Here is a 20,187-nt window from a genome sequence, read left to right on the forward strand (position 1 = left end):
AATCACTTGACGAAGGTCAAGAGGTTTCTTTCGAAGTTGAAGAAGGCCAACGCGGACCGCAAGCAACTAACGTTACTAAACTTTAATTTTTTTAAGACCTTGCTGATGCAAGGTCTTTTTTTAATTTCATTCATGATAAACTTCATACGTATAGAAAGGAGAATTTCCATGCAACTCTCAACACAAGAACAACTGCAACATGTCTTACAAGCAAGACACGACCATTTGATGGCTGGAAACCGAGAAGCGATGAACGAACTTTTAACTCCTAGTTTCTCGTTCATCGATGGACTTGGACGACAATTCGACGCAGAAACTTATTTAGACCACTATGTTGACGTTGATTTGATAAAATGGGTTTCTTCTATAGATGAATCGATGACTGTCGAGCTTTTTGAGACGACTGCCTTGGTACAAACATTGACAGAAGACCAGTTTCAATATGGGACGACGTCTTATGTAGGACGTTTTCGTATCGTTTCTCTTTATCAACTGACGGACACAGGCTGGAAGTGGCATTTTTCGCAAGCGACGTCGCTTGATCAAAATTAAATGACATGGATCCACTCCTCTCATTTACTGCGATGACGATCAACGGCCTTAACAAGGAATGGCTCTCTCACTTTTTCTCGGGTGAGACAAAAGCCCGTTTCCCTGCTCACTATGGACAGGGAAACGGGCCTATTTGTATCTGACGGTGCGAGCTCTTCCGTTTTATTCTGTAAAAGCCGCGTAAAACCGGAACCGTCCGTCACTGCAATTGGTTTTGGAGCAACTTTTGAGTCAGCCTCTTTATTTATTCGAATTCGGTACTTGAAATCTATCTGAAAGCAATTTGAAAATCCGTTTTCATTCCGTTACACTGAAGTTGCATGTATTTTCTGAAAATTAACGAGAAAGAAGGAATTGGATGACTGTTTTTAACTTTTCCGCAGGTCCAGCCGTTTTACCTGAACCTGTCTTACGTAAAGCACAATCGGAATTATTGAATTATCGAGGGTCCCATCAGTCTGTCCTCGAGCTCAGTCATCGCTCCGCCCTATTCGAAGCAATCTTAGACGATGCAACGTCGCTCGTCCGCGAACTGCTTGAAGTGCCGTCAGACTATGATGTCTTGTTCTTACAGGGTGGCGCAACGCTCCAATTCTCTATGTTGCCACTGAACCTTGCGACGACTCATCGTGTCGACTTCATCGATACGGGCGGCTGGTCGCAAAAGGCGATTGCCGATGCTGCTCCTTATGCATCGACACGCATCATCGCCTCTTCCCGAGACGATCACTATCGGTCGATTCCGGCCGGTCCTTTTACTTCGGATGCCGATTATCTACACGTGACATGGAACAACACGCTTGAAGGGACGACTTTTCAGGAAGCTCCACGTGTCAACGTCCCGCTCGTCGCTGATTTTTCTTCATCAATTTTATCAGAACCGATTGATGTCAGCGCGTTCGACGTCATCTATGCAGGCGCCCAAAAAAACCTCGGTGCTGCCGGTATGACACTTGTCATCATCAAAAAAAGTTTAGTCGAGCAGACACCTTCTGCTCTCGGTTCATACTTACGTTACGACGTTCATGCGAAACACCATTCACTCTACAATACACCACCTACGTATAGTATTTATTTAACGAAACTCGTTCTCGAATGGATAAAACAAGAGGGCGGATTACAGACAATCACGGCACGCAACCGTGCTCAAGCCGCCTCGCTTTATGATGCGCTCGACCACTCCGACCTGTTTTCGAATCAAGTCGCTCACGCAGATCGAAGTTTGATGAACATCCCGTTTTCGACAGGACAACAAGCCTTAGACGATGCCTTTATCGCATACGCCGAACGACACGGCTTAGTGAACCTACAAGGACATCGTTCTGTCGGCGGTATGCGGGCTAGCCTTTATAACGCGATGCCGACCACTGGTGTCGAAGCTTTACTATCCGTCTTACGTAAATTTGAACAGGGGGAACGTTAAATGTACCAAATCCAGTTGTGGAATGATTTGTCTGAAAAAGGACTGAGTCGCTTTACGGACGATTACCACGTCCATCGCCAAGTTGAGGCACCAGATGCTTTCCTCGTTCGCAGCAAGGACTTACACGGGATGCAGTTCGCCGACTCCTTGAAGGCGGTCGCCCGTGCTGGCGTCGGTGTCAATACGATCCCGCTCGACCAACTCGCAAATCGTGGGATCCCCGTCTTTTCGACGCCCGGTGCGAATGCGAATGCCGTTAAGGAACTCGTCATCGCCAGTCTTTTTTTAACAGCCCGAAAATTGATACCGAGTATCCTTTGGACGAATAATTTACGCGGACCAGACATCCCGGAACGGATCGAAGCCAACAAGCGGCAATTTGTCGGGACAGAGCTGTTAGGTAAACGAATCGGCATCGTTGGCCTCGGGGCAATCGGGGCAAATCTTGCTAATACGCTGCATGAGTTAGGGATGACCGTTTCCGGTTACGATCCGCATATGTCGATTGAATCCGCATGGCGGGTCTCAAATCAAATTCATCGGGTGACGAATCTTGAAGAACTTCTTGCGACGAGTGACTATGTCACGCTTCACCTTCCACTCGTCGATGCAACACATCACCTGCTCGATGAACGCTTGTTGTCGAAAGTCAAGCAAGGTGCGACGCTACTTAATTTTTCGCGTGGTGAGTTGATTGATGAAGCTGCACTCGCAACCGTCCTGAAATCTGGTCGCCTCGCGAACTATGTGACCGATTTCCCGAATGCCTTCATTTTATCATTACCGCGCGTCATCCCGTTGCCGCATATCGGGGCATCGACGGCTGAAGCGGAGGAAAATTGCGCCATCATGGCCGTCGATCAGCTAAAAACGTTTCTTGAGACCGGCAACATCCGTCATTCCGTCAACTTCCCGTCAGTCGAACTCGCCGATTCAGGTAAACGTCGCTTGACGATTGCCCATCAAAATATTCCGAACATGGTCGGTCAGATTGCTTCTGTCCTCGCGACGGAGCGTATTAACATCGCGAACATGATTAACGGTAGCAAAGGGCCGATTGCCTATACGATCATCGACATCGATAACCATCTTGACGAAACGATTTCCTTGACACAGCTCGATGCGATTCCCGGCATCTTAAAAACGCGACTACTTTAAAGGAGTGATCTCATGCCAACATTCGAACCTTTCCAGGCACTACGACCACAAAGCAAATATGCAGAAACGTTCTCTTCGCTACCTTATGATGTCTTCAACCGGGCTGAAGGACGGGTCGAGGTACGCCGTCGCCCTTTATCCTTCCTTCGGATCGACAAAGCTGAAGTGACGCTACCTGATCTAATCGATGAGCACGACATGCGTGTTTATCAACAAGCTGCCCTCCACTTCAAGGATGCACGCGATAGTCAAATCCTAAAGCTTGACGAAGACGAATGCTATTACCTCTATCGTCTCCGTGATGGCGAACATGTCCAAACAGGTTTTGTCGGTTGCGTGTCCGTAACTGATTACGACGACGGCTTCATCCGTAAACACGAATTTACGCGTCCTGATAAGGAGCGAGATCGCGTCCGTCAAATCGATGCGTTAGAGGCACATACCGGCCCCATCCTACTCGCCCATCAACCGGATGATGAACTCAATCGAATCGTTGCAGAACAGAGTACGAATGTCCCGCTCTATCAGTTCACCACCGAGGACGGGATTGAACATACAATCTTTAAAATTACAAATCGCTCTGACATGCTGACGATTGGGAGTCAGTTTGCTCGTCATGACGCACTGTACATCGCGGACGGACATCACCGGGCAGAAGCGGCATCAAAAGTTGCAAAATTACATCCGGACAACGAAGAGGCACAACTGTTCCTTGCTGTCTCCTTCTCAAGTGACCAATTAAAGATCATGGGGTATCATCGCGCTGTCGAAGATCTTTACGGACAATCGGTCGACGAATTACTCGAACGGATCAGTCAACGCTTCACCGTGACGGTTGGTCGTGCTGAGACGACGCAAAAACACCGGTTTGAGATGTATCTTAAGCAACAATGGTATACGCTCGATTACACGGCGCAACAGACGACTGTCAAAGACAATCTTGACGTCTCTATCCTTCAACATGAACTTTTGACACCCTTTTTAGGAATTGAAGATCCTCGGACCGATGCGCGGATTCAATTCGTCGGGGGCATCCGTGGGTATGCTGGACTAGAACAACTCGTTGATCACGGGACGATGGCAGTTGCCTTTCACTTACATCCGACCGACTTGACGGATTTGATGCAAGTCGCGGATGCAAATCAAGTCATGCCGCCAAAATCGACGTGGTTCGAACCAAAACTGCGTAGCGGTTTACTGATTCATCGCTTTTTCAGCTGACAATATAAAAGGATTGGCGCAAAAATTGCGCCAATCCTTTTTCTTATCCATTCTTTACTTGTAAGATCGTCCCATGGATTGGTCCTACGTTGATTTCACCAGCCCACTCCGTTCCGTCCAGTAAGTCGACTGCACGTCCTGAAAATTCGAATCGCGCTTCTTTCTCCCCATTATTGATGAGGATGAGATAGTCCCCATTTGGTGAGGAGCGCCGGATAACGAACTGATTTTTTTCGTCATCGATTTGCTCAAAGACATACGATGCTTCATTCGCGAGCGCCGGATGGGCTTTTCGTAACGCAATCAATTCCGTTACGTAGCTAAGCAGTTCTGTGTCTTGTTTTTCTTGATCCCACTCCATACATTTCCGGTTTGCCGGATCCTGCCCACCGGTCATACCGATTTCATCACCATAATAGATGACAGGACTTCCCGTGAAGGTTAAGAGCGATAATAACAGCAGTCGCATCCGTTCCTTATCGCCACCCGCTCGTGTCAATGCACGTGGTGTGTCGTGAGAGCCAACTAAGTTAAACATCACCTCGTTGACGTTCATCGCGTTTCCGTTCAAGTTCCGGACGACGGCATCACTAAATTCAGAGGCTGTCGTTTCTCGCGTCGCAAAGAAGGTCAAGAACGCTTCCGTCAGTCCGTAGTTCATGACGGCATCAAATTGATCTCCAAACAACCACTCTTGCGAATCCGTCCAGCATTCTCCAACGATATAGGCTTCCGGACTTGCCATACGTACTTCTTTTCTGAAGTCACGCCAAAAGGCATGATCGACTTCACTCGCGACATCGAGCCGCCAGCCGTCAATTCCAAACTCTTCGACCCAGTATCGTCCGACTTTCAACAGATAGGCTTTGACATCTGCATTCGCCGTGTTCAACTTCGGCATGTTGGCTTCAAAAGCAAATACTTCATAGTTCGGCGGGTCCATCTCGATCGGAAACGAATCAATCATGAACCAATCGGCATATTCTGAATCAGCCCCCCGCTTGATGACATCTTGGAACGTCGGGTGGTCGACACTGACATGATTAAAGACGGCGTCGAGTAATACGCGAATCCCGTTCGCATGTAACAATTCGACCATCTCACGAAACTTCTCTTCCGTCCCGAATGCAGGATCGAGTTTCAAGTAGTCAAGCGTGTCGTACTTATGATTGGAGGGTGCAGCGAAAACCGGACAGAAATAAATCCCGTTGATCCCCAAGTTTTTCAAATAACCGATGTTGTCAATCACACCTTGAAAATCGCCACCAAAGTGATTCTCGTAAGCCGGTGCTTCCGACGCCCACGGGACCGTTCCTTGTCGGTCGTTCGTAACGTCTCCATTCGCAAACCGATCAGGGAAAATTTGATACCAGACCGTCTCTTTGACCCATGCCGGTGCATCGAATACGTCGACTGCATTGATGTACGGAACGGCAAAATAATAACCGGGATGGTCAAGCGGAATCTCGTCGTACCATCCCCGTTCCGTGTAGATTGCCGTTTCCTCAGCAGTCGACAACTCGAATCCATAACGGACGCGTCTTCGACTCGGTTTTATGGCGACGAACCAATAGTCGTGCGTCGCGTCAGCACCTGTCCGAATCATCGGTGTTTGTTGCGTTTTCCAAAACTTTTCTTTATCCGGATCAAAGTTCCAGTCCCGATCTTCTTCTCGTTCTGCATCCCATTCGTATGGATCGCCATGAATCAGTCGGATACGGTCGACATCCCCTTTTGCTGTCGTCAACCTGATATGGACTGTTTCTTGATCGTACTTGTAGACATATGGCGACATCGCCCGGTGAAAAACTGCCTGCTTATTAATGATCCGTCACCCCTTCAGAATAGCTATAGATTTAATTCCTGTTCCCGACTTCGTACCTCTTATAAACGTTTTCCGCAAAAAGTCAGCTATTCCCTCACCATTTTGATTCAGTATGTGCCTGTTTTTGATGTATACTGATAACGCAGAGGAAGCCGTCTGGTTTCCAACTAAAATCGAAGTCATGTGAAAGAGAGAGTGGATTCTGATGGGTCGTAAATGGAATAACATTAAAGAAAAAAAGGCATCGAAAGACAAAAACACCAGCCGGATTTATGCGAAATTCGGTCGTGAAATTTATGTCGCTGCGAAACAAGGTGAACCGGATCCTGAATCAAACCAAGCACTTAAAGTTGTTCTCGAGCGTGCGAAGACGTATAACGTGCCACGGGCAATCGTCGATCGGGCGATTGAAAAAGCAAAAGGCGGCGCGGAAGAGAACTTCGATGTTCTCCGTTATGAAGGATTCGGACCAAGCGGCTCGATGGTCATCGTCGAGACATTAACGAACAACGTCAACCGGACGGCCTCAGACGTGCGGGCTGCCTTTGGGAAAAATGGAGGCAACATGGGTGTCAGTGGTTCCGTTGCCTATATGTTTGACGCGACTGCCATTTTTGCTTTTGAAGGAAAATCGGCGGATGATGTTCTTGAATTGATGATGGAAGCGGATATCGACGTCCGTGACATCCTAGAAGAAGAGGAAGCCGTTATCATCTACGCGGAACCCGATCAGTTCCACACGGTCCAGGAAACATTAAAAAATGCCGGTGTGACGGAATTTTCAGTTGCCGAGCTCGTTATGCTCGCTCAAAACGAAGTCGCTTTATCTGAAGAAGATGTTCAGCAATTCGAAAAAATGGTCGATGCACTCGAAGATTTAGAAGATGTGCAACAGGTCTATCATAACGTTGAACTTTAAACGATAAAAAAGCAGCCTTTTGGCTGCTTTTTCCTTTTTTAGCTGACGCTTGGTTTAACTATCCTTCCAATTACGCGCTACCTTATTTACAAAATACATTATGAAACGCGTTTCATGACAAGCAAAAAAAAGATTCTTTTTTTATGTTTAGTTCTTCAATTTAATGGGAAAATTATTAATCGGAACGGTTAATCTTTGGAATAGCCCGTTTGTTTTGTAAGAGAAGAAGGAGGAATAATCATGTCATATGCAGTCATTGAAACTTTTAAACACATCGTCAACGAGGCTACTCGCTTTAATCGGGTCGACTTTGGTGGTTACGATATTTATATGCAGACGAACGATGGTCGCCTAATTACTGCTCACATCCGTTTCGACGGTGGTGGTGAAGATCAAAACGAGGCGTATTTACTCCTCGAATCAAGCACCGGTCAACGCCGGATGACGACACTGACGTTACATCAGTTCGAACATCTTTCATCCTATACTGCCCATAGCGAACGAATTCAAGCCCTCGAAAGTACGAGTGCTTAAGTGGTTTTCTAATACATGTCAACAGCGCCTCCCATTACAGGACGCGCTGTTTTTTTACACTTCTTCGTTTTCTAGACGTTCACGTTCCGCATGTGTTTGCGGGAAACCATTCGCTTGCCACTCTGCTTTTTGGATAGAATCGAGTTGTGTTAAGCCAACTTCCGATTCATCTTGACCTTGATCGACACTCGGACGACGATCGAGCTCAGCTGAATCACTGATGCTTTGATTTTGTTTCGCGCATGAACGTTTATATTGCTTGATTCCGAAAACAGACACTGCGGCTAAGCTACCTACAAACAGACTGCGCTTTAATGTAGTATTCATGATTTTGTTCCCCCTGCTTTCCATAGTAGATGATCTTACTTGAATAATGTTCCCTCAATGATTGCAGATTAATCACTTTCTAACCAAGGCTAAAAATTTTTTTCAATCCTTTTCACCCGTGTTTCTACATATTTAATATTTCAATCTAAAAACACTGGTCTCCTTTGCTTCATGAGGGTTCTAGTCATGCAGAGACGGCAAATGTACGCTATACTTTTAACAGGTGCTCAATCATAAAATCGAATGAATATGGCTGAGAGGACAAGTCCCAAGCAGAACAAACGCTTGCGTACGAAGTCCTTCTTTCATTTACTCGGTTCATTTCAAAGGAGGGAATCTTGTGTCATTGCTTCATTTGGCCATCTTGTTGCCATTACTTGCTAGTATCTTCATCCCATTCTTGTACAAACAGTTTCGCTCCGTGCATACGGGATGGTTCGTCTTGCTCGTCCCTCTTTCGCTCGTTCTTTACTTTAGTCAATACATCAGTCAGACGATGGCTGGGGAGACTGTCACGCAATCGATGCAGTGGATCCCGTCACTCGGAATCAACTTCGTCGCTTACATCGATGGTCTCGGACTATTGTTCGCCCTGTTGATCACAGGAATCGGGACGCTCGTCGTTCTCTATTCCGTCTATTATCTTGATGCAAAAAAAGAGGCGCTGCATAATTTTTATGTCTACTTGCTTCTTTTCATGACGGCGATGCTCGGAATCGTCCTCTCCGACAACATGATCGTCATGTACATGTTTTGGGAGATGACTTCGATTTCTTCATTCCTGTTGATCGGGTATTGGTATGAACGGGAACGTTCCCGCTATGGTGCTCAAAAATCAATGTTGATCACCGTCTTTGGTGGACTTTCAATGCTCGGTGGAATCTCGATTCTTTCGTTACTATCCGGCTCCTTTAGTATCCGCGAGTCATTCAGTACACTCGGTACGTACAGTAATGATCCGATGTTTCTTGTTGCACTCGTCCTCTTTTTATTGGCAGCCTTTACGAAATCGGCTCAATTCCCGTTTCATATTTGGTTACCGGATGCGATGGAAGCGCCGACACCGGTCAGTGCTTACCTCCACTCGGCAACGATGGTCAAAGCCGGTCTTTATCTCGTCGCTCGGATGAGTCCGATCTTTGCCGAGACGCCACTTTGGTTCTATCTTGTCTCTGGCGTCGGAATGTTCACGCTATTCTGGGGATCTCTCAACGCTGTCAAACAAGTCGATTTAAAAGCAATATTAGCGTACTCGACGATTTCTCAACTCGGTCTCATCATGTCGCTCCTCGGTTTAGGAGCCGCCGCCTTGCAGGTCGAGGCATTGCCTGACAGTTTATATACGATCGCGACCGTCGCGGCCGTCTTCCACTTGATTAATCACGCAACCTTTAAAGGAAGCTTGTTCATGATGGCAGGAATCGTTGACCACGAAACCGGAACACGCGATTTACGTAAGCTCGGTGGTCTATCACAATTGATGCCGGTCACGTTTACAATTGCGATGATTGGAACATTGTCGATGGCAGGTGTCCCACCATTCAACGGTTTCCTAAGTAAAGAGATGTTCTTGACTGGAGTCAACGAAGTATCTGAATCCGGCTTATTCCACTTGGAAACGTTCGGCTTCTTATTCCCACTTTTCGCCGTCGTCGGAAGTATCTTTACGTTTGTTTATAGTTTACTGATCGTCTACCGGACGTTCCTTGGACCAAAACAGCACGATCAGTTACCAAAAAAACCACACGAAGCACCAATCGGGATGTTGATCTCACCTATCATTTTGGCTTCACTCGTCATCTTGATCGGTCTTTTCCCGAATATGTTGTCGGAAACGATCATCCGTCCGGCGGCCGAAGCGATCTTACCGCAGGTCCTAGCTGCTGGTGGTGAAATTGATGTCCACATTAAGCTTTGGCACGGATTGAATCTTGAACTTCTCTTCACCGTCATCATCATTACGGTCGGGTTCATCTTGTTCAAGACCTTCCCGAAATGGCAGTCACTCTATAACCGGATGCCGAAAAGTTTCTCGCTGAACCATCAATATGATGGCTTGTTACGCCGCGGTGAAAAAGTTTCGACGGCGATTCACGATGCGGTCATGACCGGATACATGCGGTCTTATCTCGTTTATATTTTCGGATTCATTGTCCTCCTTGTGTTATCGAGCCTGTTTTTCTTCGATGCCTTCGCCTTCGACGTCGATCCCTTAAGCTCGATTTCCGCTTACGAAATCATCTTAGTGCTCGTCCTCGTCAGCAGTGCGCTTTCGATCACGTTCGCTCGGTCGCGTTTGACATCAATCATTTTGCTCGGAGTCGCCGGTTATTCGGTCGCTTTGTTCTTCGTCTTGTTCCGGGCACCGGATCTCGCTTTGACGCAACTCGTCATCGAGACAGTTTCTGTCGCACTGTTCCTGCTAGTGTTCTATCACATGCCGGAAATCAGTCGTAAAGAAGAACGAATTAAATTTAAACTTGGAAATGCTGCGATTTCAGTATTGGTCGGTCTCAGCGTGACACTCGTTGCCTTGTCATCACTCAGCCAACGCTCGTTTGCCTCAATTGCTAAGTACTATATTGATAACGTGTATGAATTGGCGGCTGGCGGAAACATGGTCAACGTCATCCTCGTTGATTTCCGTGGTTTTGATACACTGTTCGAAATCAGCGTGCTTGCCATTGCTGGTCTTGGCATCTACGCGATGATTCACTTCAGAAAGACAGGAGGCATCGACAAATGAAAAAACCAATGAAAAAGAATACGAATGACGTCATTCTAGAGTCGGCGACGACGTTCATCACCTTCATTATTTTCTTGTTTGCCGTCTACTTGTTCTTCGCTGGACATTATACGCCAGGTGGCGGATTCATCGGTGGACTAGTCACTGCGTCTGCTCTCGTGTTGATTTTGCTTGCCTTCGACATCAAGACGCTTCGGCAAATCCTGCCGTTCGACTACAAGATGGTGACAGCCGTCGGGATGTTGATCGCTGTTTTGACGGCGTCCGGTGCCTTACTGTTTAATGTACCGTTCTTCACCCACGCCCATGGGTACTTTGATTTACCATTGTTCGGAAAAACGTCTTTGCATACGGCCATGTTATTTGACCTAGGTGTCTACTTCGTCGTCGTCGGCGTCACGATGACGATCATTCAAACGATTGGGGAGAGTGATTAACAGATGGAGATTATCATGGCGATAGCTGCAGGCATCTTGACGATGTGTGCCGTCTATCTCATTCTTTCAAAAAGTATTTTACGCATCATCATCGGAACCGGCTTGCTCAGTCACGCTGCCCACTTAATCGTCATGACGATGGGTGGACTGAAGACTGGTGCTGCGCCCGTCCTTGAAGACGGAGTGACGAAATATACCGACCCACTCCCGCAAGCGCTTGTCTTGACCGCAATCGTCATTAGTTTCGGGGTAACAGCATTTTTCCTCGTTCTTGCCTACCGAGCGTATCAAGAGCTTGGGACCGATAATATCGAGGAAATGAAAGGAACCGATACGAATGATTAATTTACCGCTATTACCGATTTTAATTCCACTGCTGACTGGTGTCTTGTTGATGTTTTTCACGAAACGTCTGTGGATGCAACGTATCGTGTCCTTCTTGTCGACGCTGTTGACGATTGGTGTCTCGCTTTACCTCGTCTCTCAAGTCAAGGCAAACGGGATTTTGACGGTCACACTCGGCAGTTGGCCGGCACCGTTCGGCATCACACTTGTTTCAGATATGTTATCCGCATTACTCGTTTTGACGACGAGCGTGCTCGTTTTCTTCGTCATTTGGTATTCGATGACGTATCTGTCGGAGCAACATCAACGTTTTTATTACTACATCGCCGTTCAGTTTTTGCTCGTCGGTGTCAATGGCGCCTTTACGACCGGTGATATTTTTAACATGTTCGTCTTCTTTGAAGTCTTCTTGATTTCATCGTATGTCTTGATTGTGCTCGGTGGTAAACCGGCGCAGTTACGCGAGTCGTTGAAGTATCTGTTGGTCAATGTCATTTCATCTGCTTTGTTCGTCATGACGGTCGCTTTTTTATACGGCATCATCGGCACGCTCAATATGGCAGATATCTCGCAAAAGATTTCTGAAATCAATCAGCCCGGAATCTTGAGTGTCATCGCGATTTTATTTTTAGTCGTCTTCGGCTTAAAAGGAGCGATTTTCCCGCTTTATTTTTGGTTACCTGGCTCGTATCAAGTGCCACCGACACCCGTCCTCGCCTTGTTCGGTGCTCTCTTGACGAAAGTCGGTGTCTATGGCATCTTGCGGACGTATAGTTTGTTCTTTTCGAACGAAATCGGGATCATCCACTCGCTTCTTGGGGGATTGGCACTGGCGACAATCATCATCGGTGTCATCGGCGCCCTCGCGACAAAAGATGCGAAACAAATCTTAATCTACAACATCATCGTTGCCGTCGGCGTCATTCTTTACGGCGTTTCCGTCATGACTCGTCAGTCGCTCGAAGGAGCCGTCTTCTACCTGTTACATGATATGTTAATCAAAGCAGCTCTCTTCTTGCTCGTCGGTATCATGGTCGGAATTGCGGGCTCGAGCCGTCTTAAAAGCATGGGTGGAATGATTAAGGCTTATCCGTTGCTTGGCTGGACGTATTTCATCGCTGCCTTGTCCTTGGCTGGTATCCCGCCGTTCAGCGGGTTCATCGGTAAACTACTGATCGTCCGTGGCGGGATTGAAGCCGGTGACCTCGTCGGACCGTTCATCGTCCTTGCGTCAAGTTTGCTTGTCCTCTATTCCGTCATGCAAATCTTCATTCGCGGATTTTGGGGTACACCGAAGACGTATACGGGTTCACGACGTCATCTCGTCAAACAATTGCTCGCTCCATCAATTCTTTTAGTAATGATTACCGTCGCGTATGGGGTCGGGGCAGAAGCCGTTCGTCCATTCATCACCCAAGCCGTTGATCCGCTCGTCGATCCATCACTTTATATTCAAGCTGTACTGAAGGAGGGCTAATCGATGCCATTTCAATTAATGCTCAATGCTTTTTTAGCCATCTTATGGATGTTTCTATCGAACTCCTTCACGACTTCGTCATTCATCGTCGGTTATCTACTCGGGTTGATTGCGATGTTCGCGATGCGTCGTGGTTTCAGTAGCCGGTTTTATCTCGGTCCGGTCATCGCTCTAGTTCGCCTCTCGATTCGGTTTCTTTACGAATTGGTCGTTGCGAATATCGAAGTTCTGGCCGTCATCTTAAAACCGCGACTCGATATTCAGCCCGGTATCTTTGCGTACGAGACGACGTTAAAGAAAAACTGGGAGATTACGTTACTTTCTATGTTGATTACGTTGACACCCGGAACACTCGTCGTCGATATCTCAGATGATAATAAAACACTGTATATCCACGCGCTTCATATGCCAGAAGCGGATGAAGCTGTCGCTGCCATCCGGAATAGTTTTGAAAAAGCGATTCTGGAGGTGAGTCGATAATGTTTGAAATGCTGATCTATATCGCACTCGGAGGCGTTTTCATTTCCATGCTCGGTTTGTTTTACCGCGTCATCAAAGGACCCTCGATTGCTGATCGCGTCATCGCACTTGATTCAATCGGCATCAGTTTAATCTCCATCGTCGGTTTAGTATCCGTTCTCTTACGGACAAGTGACTATTTAGAAGTCATCTTGTTAATCGGTATTTTAGCTTTCATCGGGACTGTCGCCTTCTCGAAATTCATTGAGAAAGGAGAGATCATCGAACGTGATCGCAATAAATGAAATCTTCGTAGTCGCCTTTGCTTTAATTGGAGCCTTTTTCAGCATCGTCGCGGCTCTCGGGCTGATTCGTCTACCCGATATCTATACACGCGCACACGCAGCCTCTAAGAGCGCCACACTCGGCGTCATGAGTATTTTGATCAGCGTCATCATTTTCTTCGTGACAGAAGAAGGACTCTTTTCATCACGAACATTTTTAGGTATCCTGTTCGTTCTGACGACAGCACCAATCGGAAGTCATTTAATCGCCCGTGCTGCCTACTACAGTGATGTTCCCTTATGGAAAGGATCCGTTCAAGACGACCTCTCGAAAAACAAAGAACATGTCATGCCGAAAAAACGCATCAACCGAGATAACTAATTCTTGTTAATTCAACGCAAAAAGGACATCATCCTCCGATTTTTTACGGGAGATGATGTCCTTTTTCGTGAACGTCGTCACGTGTTTACGATTGAACGGATGTCGTTTCTGATGCAAATAAAAAGGTTAACTCCTCTTTATTTTCAACGAGTTCTGCTAGTGAGTGTTGTTCGAGTTCTTTAAGAAACGCACGTAAAGCGCGTCCAAGAATCCCTTTTAAATGACAATTCGGCTCAATGATGCATCGGCCTTCTTTAGAAAAACATTCAACGATTTCCATCGGTTCCATCTCACGTACGACTTGTCCGATATTGATATTTGCCGGATCCTTTATCAATCGTAATCCACCTGTCCGTCCACGCGTCGATTCAACGTACCCGAGTTTCGTCAACTGTTGCGTGACTTTCATCAAATGATTCGCTGAAATTCCATAATGGCTCGCGATCATCGGCATCGGCGTAACTTTATCTCGATGAACACCGAGATAAATCAGGACCCGTAATCCATAATCCGTATATTGTGTGATGCGCATCCAACCCGTCCTTTCGCTCAAGCGTCTTAAAAAGTTTTAATTCATCCGAATTCTCTATGCCTAGCGTACCATTTTTTAGATAGAATCTGAAAATCAAATGTCCGATTTAAATTTTTTTCATCCTCACGCGTTTCGGCGAATTAACAGTTTTTCATACAAGCATACGTAAGCACATCGCTCTTGGATCGTTTTTTATGAACAATAAAAAAATCAGCTATCTCCTTCCATAACGGGAGACAACTGATTTTTCTGGTATTCATTTATTTCTTTTATTCAGGGCGTGCAACACTTCATTAAATCGATCGGCATAGTTTGTGAAGACTCCGGTTACACCGAAGTCAAGCATCCGCTCCATGTCGACTTTTTCGTTGACTGTATAGGGGTGGAGCAATAACCCACGCTCGCGGATCATCGCTGTATTTTCCCGCGTCAATCCTTTAAAGGACGGTCCGAGTCCGACTGCGTACGTCTGTAGCTCGTCGAGTGCCTCAGGCGTCATCGCTTTGACCGTCGCCGCGTCCATCAATTGAACGAGCGGAAGACGTGCATCCAGCTGCTTGACTTTCAACAAACTTTCTTGACTGAATGATTGAATCATAACTTGCCCCGGTTTGACGTGATCACTTGATAGACCATGACGTTGTAACGTTTTCAATAATTTTTCTTCCATTCCCGGGTAGACTTCAGGAGATTTTGTTTCAATATAATAGTTCGCATGTTTGCCATACGTATCAAAAATCTCATCGAGAGTCGGAACTTGAAGTCCCTTATATTCGTCCTTCGCATATTCAGGGTTCGCTGTATTGAACCAGCTTCCTGCATCAAGTCGCTTGATTTCTGCTAACGTCTTATCTTTGACGGCACCTGTTCCGTTTGTCGTCCGGTCGACCGTCTCATCGTGCATCGCAATCAGCTTACCATCCTTCGTCATCTGTAAATCGATTTCGATGTAGTCGGCTTTCAACTTTTTATGACTCAGTTGGTACGCCGTCATCGTATGTTCAGGTGCGTATCCAGAAGCACCGCGGTGGGCGATGTTGACGACTCGATTCTGATCGAGTAACCCATGTTTCTGTTGATGTGCCGAAGCATCGATGCTCCCGAAATTTGTTGCAACGATTGCTCCTGTAAGTACGGTAACGCCAATCTGTTTCATCATGTTGGATTTCCCCCTTAAAAGTAACTTACAGACTGAATCTTACGCTATGACTGTGAAGGAAACATGTAGTTCGGATGAAGAAGCTTTTAGAAACGATGACAAATACGCAACTACTGATGTCATCCTTTTCCCAAGCAAACAAAAAGGCGTCCTCCCTATTTAAAGGAGAACGCCGCACATGTAACGTTGATTACGCTTCAAAAATCAATGATTCTGGATCTTCAAGTAAATCTTTGATGTGTTTCAAGAACGTCACGGCTTCTTTTCCGTCCACGATCCGGTGATCGTATGAAAGTGCGACATACATCATCGGGCGGTTGGCCATCCGTTCTGCATCGATTGCGACAGGGCGCAAGTTAATCGCATGCATTCCGAGAATCGCAACTTGAGGACCATTCAAAATTGGTGTCGACATCAATGAACCGAATGTCCCACCATTCGTGATCGTAAACGTCCCACCCGTTAAGTCAGACAGCCCTAATTTGTTATCGCGTGCCTTAACAGCCAGACTGATGATATCTTTTTCAATCTCACCAAAATTCTTTTTATCCGCGTCACGAACGACCGGCACGACGAGTCCGTCTGGAGCAGACACGGCAATGCCGATATCATAGAATTTCTTAAGGACGATTTCGTCGCCTTGGATTTCAGCATTCAAGTACGGCATTTTTTTCAGTGCTGCGACGGCTGCTTTCGTAAAGAAGGACATGAAACCAAGTTTGACGTCGTTATCTTTAACGAATTTTTCTTGGCGTCGTTTCCGTAATGCCATCACGGCCGACATATCGATTTCGTTGAATGTCGTCAACATCGCTGCCGTCTGTTGCACTTCGACGAGACGGTTGGCAATCGTCTTACGACGACGTGACATTTTAATCCGTTCTTCCGGTTTACCTGGAGCTGCTTGTGCTGGTGCTTTCGGTGCCGGTGTTGCTTGTTTTTCCTTCACAGATGCTTGCTCACGTGGTGAAACTTCGAACGTCGCGACATCTTGAACACGAATCCGACCGAGTGGGTCTTGCGTCGCCACTTGTGCGAGATCAATTCCTTTTTCCCGTGCCAATTTCCGAGCCGCCGGAGAAGCGATCGGACGATCAGCCGCTGACGTTTTTTCAGTTGCTGCGACTGCGACCGGTTGTTCTTTTTCAGGTTGCTTGGCTTCTTCTTGTTTCGGTTCTGCTTTTGGCGCTTCTGCTTGTTTCGGCGCTTCCGCTTCTCCACCAACCGTGATGACGGCGATTGTTTCCCCGACACGCACTGTATCCCCTTCTGCTGCCATCACTTCTGATAATGTTCCCGCTTCGTCTGACGGTACTTCGATGTTTACTTTGTCCGTTTCCAGCTCAACGATTGCTTCCCCTTTTTCTACGTGATCGCCCGGTTGTTTCAACCATGAAGCGACCGTCCCCTCTGTAATTGATTCGGCAAGTTCTGGTACTTTGATTTCCATCGTTTTTGTCCCCCTATGACTATGGTTCAATCTCTGCTAAATCGCTTTCGTTACGCGTTCGTATTCGATGTTTGTTGTTCGTTCTCCGTCCGTGCTGCTGTCCGAGTCAACGCATCATGAATGGTACGCGCTTGTTCGACTTTGTGACCGGTCGGATCTCCTTCAGCTGTACTCGACCGGCGTCTGCGACCGATGTAACGCACTTGGGTGATCCCGTTTGGTGCGACGGACTCAAGACGTGGTTCGATATAAGACCACGCGCCCATGTTTTTCGGTTCTTCTTGGACCCATACGACTTCTGTCACATTCGGATAACGCGCGACTAACTCTTTCAACTGTTTCGCCGGGAACGGATAGATTTCCTCGACGCGGACGATATGCAGCCAGTCATATGACTCGTCCGACTTCGCGAGTGCATCCGCTAAATCAATCGCAACTTTACCCGTTGCGAACACAAGACGTTCGACGCGTTCCGGTGATTGACCTAACCCCTCTTGTTCGACGATTCGCTTGAACGAACCCGACGTCAATTCCGACAAGTCAGATGTCGCAAGCGGATGACGAAGTAAACTTTTCGGCGTCATCACGACGAGCGGACGAACTTCGTCTTTGCCGAGAATAGCGGCTTGACGACGCAACAAGTGGAAGTACTGCGCTGCACTCGTGACGTTTGCGACGGTCCAGTTCTTTTCACCGGACAATGTCAGGAAACGTTCCAAGCGACCACTTGAGTGTTCTGGACCTTGCCCTTCGTACCCGTGTGGCAAGAGCATGACAAGACCTGATGTTTGACCCCACTTCGCGCGACTTGCGGCGATGAATTGGTCAAAGATGACTTGCCCTGAGTTTGCAAAGTCACCGTATTGCGCTTCCCACAAGACAAGTGTCTCTGGCGCAAAGACGTTATATCCATATTCAAACCCGAGTACGCCAGCTTCCGATAACGGACTGTTATAGACGGCGAATGATGCTTGCGCTGATTCTAACTCGTGCATCGGTGAGAACGATTTCCCTGTTTTCACGTCATTCAAGTTAATGTTACGTTGTGCAAACGTTCCCCGTTCAGAATCTTGACCGCTGAGACGGATTGGTGTGCCATCTGACAGGATTGAAGCAAAGGCAAGCGTTTCTGCATGTCCCCAGTCAATTCCCTTGTGCGTCGTTAAAGCATCCGTTCGCCGTTTTAAAACTTTTTCAAGCTTATGGAAGACCGTGAACCCACTCGGCCATGCGAGTAGCTGGTCATTGTAATGAATCAATTTGTCCTTCTCGACCCCCGTCTCAATCGACGGAACCCCTTTGAATACGACATCCGGCATGATGCCCCCGTATTCTTTTTCGACGTTTGGTACTTTTTCGCGCGCCGCTTTCATCACATCACTAATCTCAGCTTCGATCGTTTTGACTTCCTCTTGCGATACTTCCCCGCGTTCGACAAGATCTTTTGCATAAAGGACACGCGCTGTGTCATGTTTATGGATCAACTCATACAGGACCGGGTTCGTATTCATCGGCTCATCCATCTCATTGTGACCAAACCGGCGATATCCGATCAAATCAATCAAGACATCCTTGTTGAACTTCGCACGGTATTCGCTTGCTAAGAGCGCGACTGCTAAACAGCTTTCCGGCTGATCCGCATTGACGTGGAAGATCGGAATCTCATAACCTTTCGCTAAGTCACTCGAATAACGTGTCGACCGTGAATCGGTTGGCTCTGTCGTGAAGCCAATCGTATTGTTGGCGATGATATGAATTGTACCGCCCGTGTTGTACCCCTTCAAGTTCGTCATGTTCAAGGTCTCTGCGACAATTCCTTGACCAGGAAAGGCAGCATCACCATGAATTAAAATCGCGGCTGCTTTATTTTGACTTTGCGTCGGCATCCCCTTGCTGGAGCGATCGTCTTGCGCCGCCCGCGTGAACCCTTCGACGACAGGATCGACGAACTCGAGGTGTGACGGGTTGTTCGCAAGTGTCACGCGGACGTTCGTCGATTGTTGTTCCATTTTGCGATTGAGCCCGAGGTGATACTTAACATCGCCTGTCCAACCATACGTAATTCCGATTGATCCTTCTGACGGGACAAGGTCATGATTTGGCGCGTGCTGGAACTCTGCGAAAATCATTTCGTACGGTTTCCCGAGCACGTGAGCGAGCACGTTCAAGCGTCCACGGTGAGCCATCCCGATATTGATCGTTTCTGAACCGTTCGCAATCAAGTGACCGATAATCGTATCAAGCAATGGAACCATCGCGTCGAGTCCTTCGATTGAAAAACGTTTTTGTCCGACATATGTTTTATGAAGAAACTTCTCGAACAACTCCGTTTCAGCTAGTCGTTTGAAAAGTTGTTTCTTTTGGTCATTCGTCAGTTTCGCCGTCAATGCGCCTTGTTCGACTTTTTGACGTAACCATTTCTTTTCGTCTAAATCATCAACGTGTTGGAGTTCGACTGCCGCCGCTCCCGTGTATTGCGCTTTTAAGTGCTCGATTGCTTCGAATGCGTCCGAAAGACCTGCAGGTGGATCTGGACAAACGAGTGAGACCGGCATCGTCCGTAAATCTGCCTCCGTTAATCCGAACTGCTCTAATTCAAGCAATTCGTTCTCACGCGGATGATCTTTCAACGGATAAATATCTGCCGCAAGGTGACCCTTCGCCCGAATACGTTCTGCGAGACGATGCGCGGCTAAATATTTTTCGAAATCCCCTGTTTCTACGTGCACTGGTGTGACAGTTTCTGTGACCGGAGCACCGTGTGTTTCAAAATAAGCACGCGTCTCTTCGTCAATCGAAGAAGCATCTTCTAAAAATCGTTCGTACATCTCGATGATGTACCCAAGGTTCGGTCCATAAAATGCTTGTTTCTCCTGTTCCCGGCTTGCCATGTACGGTTCCCCCCGTTTCATTCATTTCACCCTTTGAGCTGCTCAACACAGCCCGTTCCCAACTCT

20 protein-coding genes are annotated in these 20,187 nt (G+C 47.2%); 14 read left to right on the forward strand and 6 right to left on the reverse strand.

Translation table 11 applies throughout. The features are described from left to right. The 5 genes from KNP99_RS03065 to KNP99_RS03085 all read left to right on the forward strand — a co-directional run. Positions 1–86 (forward strand): cold-shock protein (locus KNP99_RS03065; RefSeq protein ID WP_214771847.1); only part of this gene is annotated, 86 nt, incomplete at its 5' end. Positions 87–168: 82 nt separating this feature from the next. Continuing rightward, positions 169–552, forward strand: coding sequence for a nuclear transport factor 2 family protein (locus tag KNP99_RS03070; RefSeq protein WP_088837232.1), 384 nt, complete (start codon positions 169–171; stop codon positions 550–552). Between the two features lie 358 nt (positions 553–910). Beyond that, on the forward strand, positions 911–1,975 hold the full coding sequence (serC, locus tag KNP99_RS03075; protein WP_214771142.1) for a 3-phosphoserine/phosphohydroxythreonine transaminase: 1,065 nt from the start codon (positions 911–913) through the stop codon (positions 1,973–1,975). Continuing rightward, positions 1,976–3,133 (forward strand): phosphoglycerate dehydrogenase, encoded by a 1,158-nt coding sequence (locus KNP99_RS03080; RefSeq protein WP_088837234.1) that lies wholly within the window; start codon positions 1,976–1,978, stop codon positions 3,131–3,133. A 12-nt stretch (positions 3,134–3,145) separates the two neighbouring features. Continuing rightward, positions 3,146–4,354 carry a DUF1015 domain-containing protein gene (locus tag KNP99_RS03085; RefSeq protein WP_214765061.1) on the forward strand — a complete coding sequence of 403 codons (1,209 nt, stop codon included), beginning with the start codon at positions 3,146–3,148 and terminating at the stop codon, positions 4,352–4,354. 43 nt (positions 4,355–4,397) lie between these two features. Here KNP99_RS03085 and KNP99_RS03090 read toward each other — a convergent pair whose 3' ends face one another. Further along, positions 4,398–6,179, reverse strand: coding sequence for a glycoside hydrolase family 13 protein (locus KNP99_RS03090; protein ID WP_215193046.1), 1,782 nt, complete (start codon positions 6,177–6,179; stop codon positions 4,398–4,400). Positions 6,180–6,384: 205 nt separating this feature from the next. Between KNP99_RS03090 and KNP99_RS03095 the strand changes: the two genes are divergently transcribed. Further along, positions 6,385–7,098: a YebC/PmpR family DNA-binding transcriptional regulator gene (locus KNP99_RS03095; protein ID WP_029330405.1), complete on the forward strand. Its 714-nt coding sequence runs from the start codon at positions 6,385–6,387 to the stop codon at positions 7,096–7,098. Between the two features lie 240 nt (positions 7,099–7,338). After that, complete coding sequence (locus tag KNP99_RS03100; protein ID WP_088837237.1) at positions 7,339–7,632, forward strand: hypothetical protein; 294 nt, start codon at positions 7,339–7,341, stop codon at positions 7,630–7,632. Positions 7,633–7,686: 54 nt separating this feature from the next. Here KNP99_RS03100 and KNP99_RS03105 read toward each other — a convergent pair whose 3' ends face one another. After that, a complete protein-coding gene (locus KNP99_RS03105) occupies positions 7,687–7,959 on the reverse strand; it encodes a hypothetical protein (RefSeq protein WP_088837238.1) in 273 nt (90 codons plus the stop codon). A 340-nt stretch (positions 7,960–8,299) separates the two neighbouring features. Here KNP99_RS03105 and KNP99_RS03110 point away from each other — a divergent pair, with 340 nt between their 5' ends. From KNP99_RS03110 to mnhG, 7 genes are read left to right on the forward strand one after another with little or no spacing between them, the layout of a single operon-like run. After that, complete coding sequence (locus KNP99_RS03110; RefSeq protein WP_088837239.1) at positions 8,300–10,705, forward strand: Na+/H+ antiporter subunit A; 2,406 nt, start codon at positions 8,300–8,302, stop codon at positions 10,703–10,705. After that, positions 10,702–11,142, forward strand: coding sequence for a Na(+)/H(+) antiporter subunit B (locus KNP99_RS03115; RefSeq protein WP_200872396.1), 441 nt, complete (start codon positions 10,702–10,704; stop codon positions 11,140–11,142). Before KNP99_RS03110 ends, KNP99_RS03115 begins: the two co-directional genes overlap by 4 nt. A 3-nt stretch (positions 11,143–11,145) precedes the next feature. Beyond that, the gene (locus tag KNP99_RS03120) at positions 11,146–11,487 is read left to right on the forward strand and encodes a Na(+)/H(+) antiporter subunit C (RefSeq protein ID WP_088837240.1); all 342 of its coding nucleotides are present in this window, start codon (positions 11,146–11,148) and stop codon (positions 11,485–11,487) included. Next, complete coding sequence (locus tag KNP99_RS03125; protein ID WP_088837241.1) at positions 11,480–12,964, forward strand: Na+/H+ antiporter subunit D; 1,485 nt, start codon at positions 11,480–11,482, stop codon at positions 12,962–12,964. The genes KNP99_RS03120 and KNP99_RS03125 overlap by 8 nt, the downstream gene beginning before the upstream one ends. Positions 12,965–12,967: 3 nt before the next feature. Then, on the forward strand, positions 12,968–13,444 hold the full coding sequence (locus KNP99_RS03130; protein ID WP_088837242.1) for a Na+/H+ antiporter subunit E: 477 nt from the start codon (positions 12,968–12,970) through the stop codon (positions 13,442–13,444). Positions 13,445–13,452: 8 nt separating this feature from the next. Continuing rightward, positions 13,453–13,728: a Na(+)/H(+) antiporter subunit F1 gene (locus tag KNP99_RS03135; protein ID WP_369834785.1), complete on the forward strand. Its 276-nt coding sequence runs from the start codon at positions 13,453–13,455 to the stop codon at positions 13,726–13,728. Next, a complete protein-coding gene (gene mnhG, locus KNP99_RS03140) occupies positions 13,712–14,089 on the forward strand; it encodes a monovalent cation/H(+) antiporter subunit G (RefSeq protein WP_088837244.1) in 378 nt (125 codons plus the stop codon). Before KNP99_RS03135 ends, mnhG begins: the two co-directional genes overlap by 17 nt. Before the next feature lie 85 nt (positions 14,090–14,174). Here the strand turns inward: mnhG and KNP99_RS03145 are convergent, their stop codons facing one another. The 4 genes from KNP99_RS03145 to KNP99_RS03160 all read right to left on the reverse strand — a co-directional run bounded on the left by KNP99_RS03145 (position 14,175) and on the right by KNP99_RS03160 (position 20,142). After that, positions 14,175–14,621 carry an Rrf2 family transcriptional regulator gene (locus KNP99_RS03145; protein WP_088837245.1) on the reverse strand — a complete coding sequence of 149 codons (447 nt, stop codon included), beginning with the start codon at positions 14,619–14,621 and terminating at the stop codon, positions 14,175–14,177. Between the two features lie 256 nt (positions 14,622–14,877). Further along, entirely contained in the window at positions 14,878–15,780 is a 903-nt protein-coding gene (locus KNP99_RS03150) for a glycerophosphodiester phosphodiesterase (protein ID WP_371816353.1), read from the reverse strand. Between the two features lie 190 nt (positions 15,781–15,970). Then, positions 15,971–17,230 (reverse strand): 2-oxoglutarate dehydrogenase complex dihydrolipoyllysine-residue succinyltransferase, encoded by a 1,260-nt coding sequence (gene odhB / locus KNP99_RS03155; RefSeq protein ID WP_088837247.1) that lies wholly within the window; start codon positions 17,228–17,230, stop codon positions 15,971–15,973. A 50-nt stretch (positions 17,231–17,280) separates the two neighbouring features. After that, positions 17,281–20,142, reverse strand: coding sequence for a 2-oxoglutarate dehydrogenase E1 component (locus KNP99_RS03160; RefSeq protein WP_215193038.1), 2,862 nt, complete (start codon positions 20,140–20,142; stop codon positions 17,281–17,283). Positions 20,143–20,187: the final 45 nt, after the last annotated feature.

This window comes from Exiguobacterium sp. s95 (assembly GCF_018618655.1).
GTDB lineage: Bacteria > Bacillota > Bacilli > Exiguobacteriales > Exiguobacteriaceae > Exiguobacterium_A > Exiguobacterium_A oxidotolerans.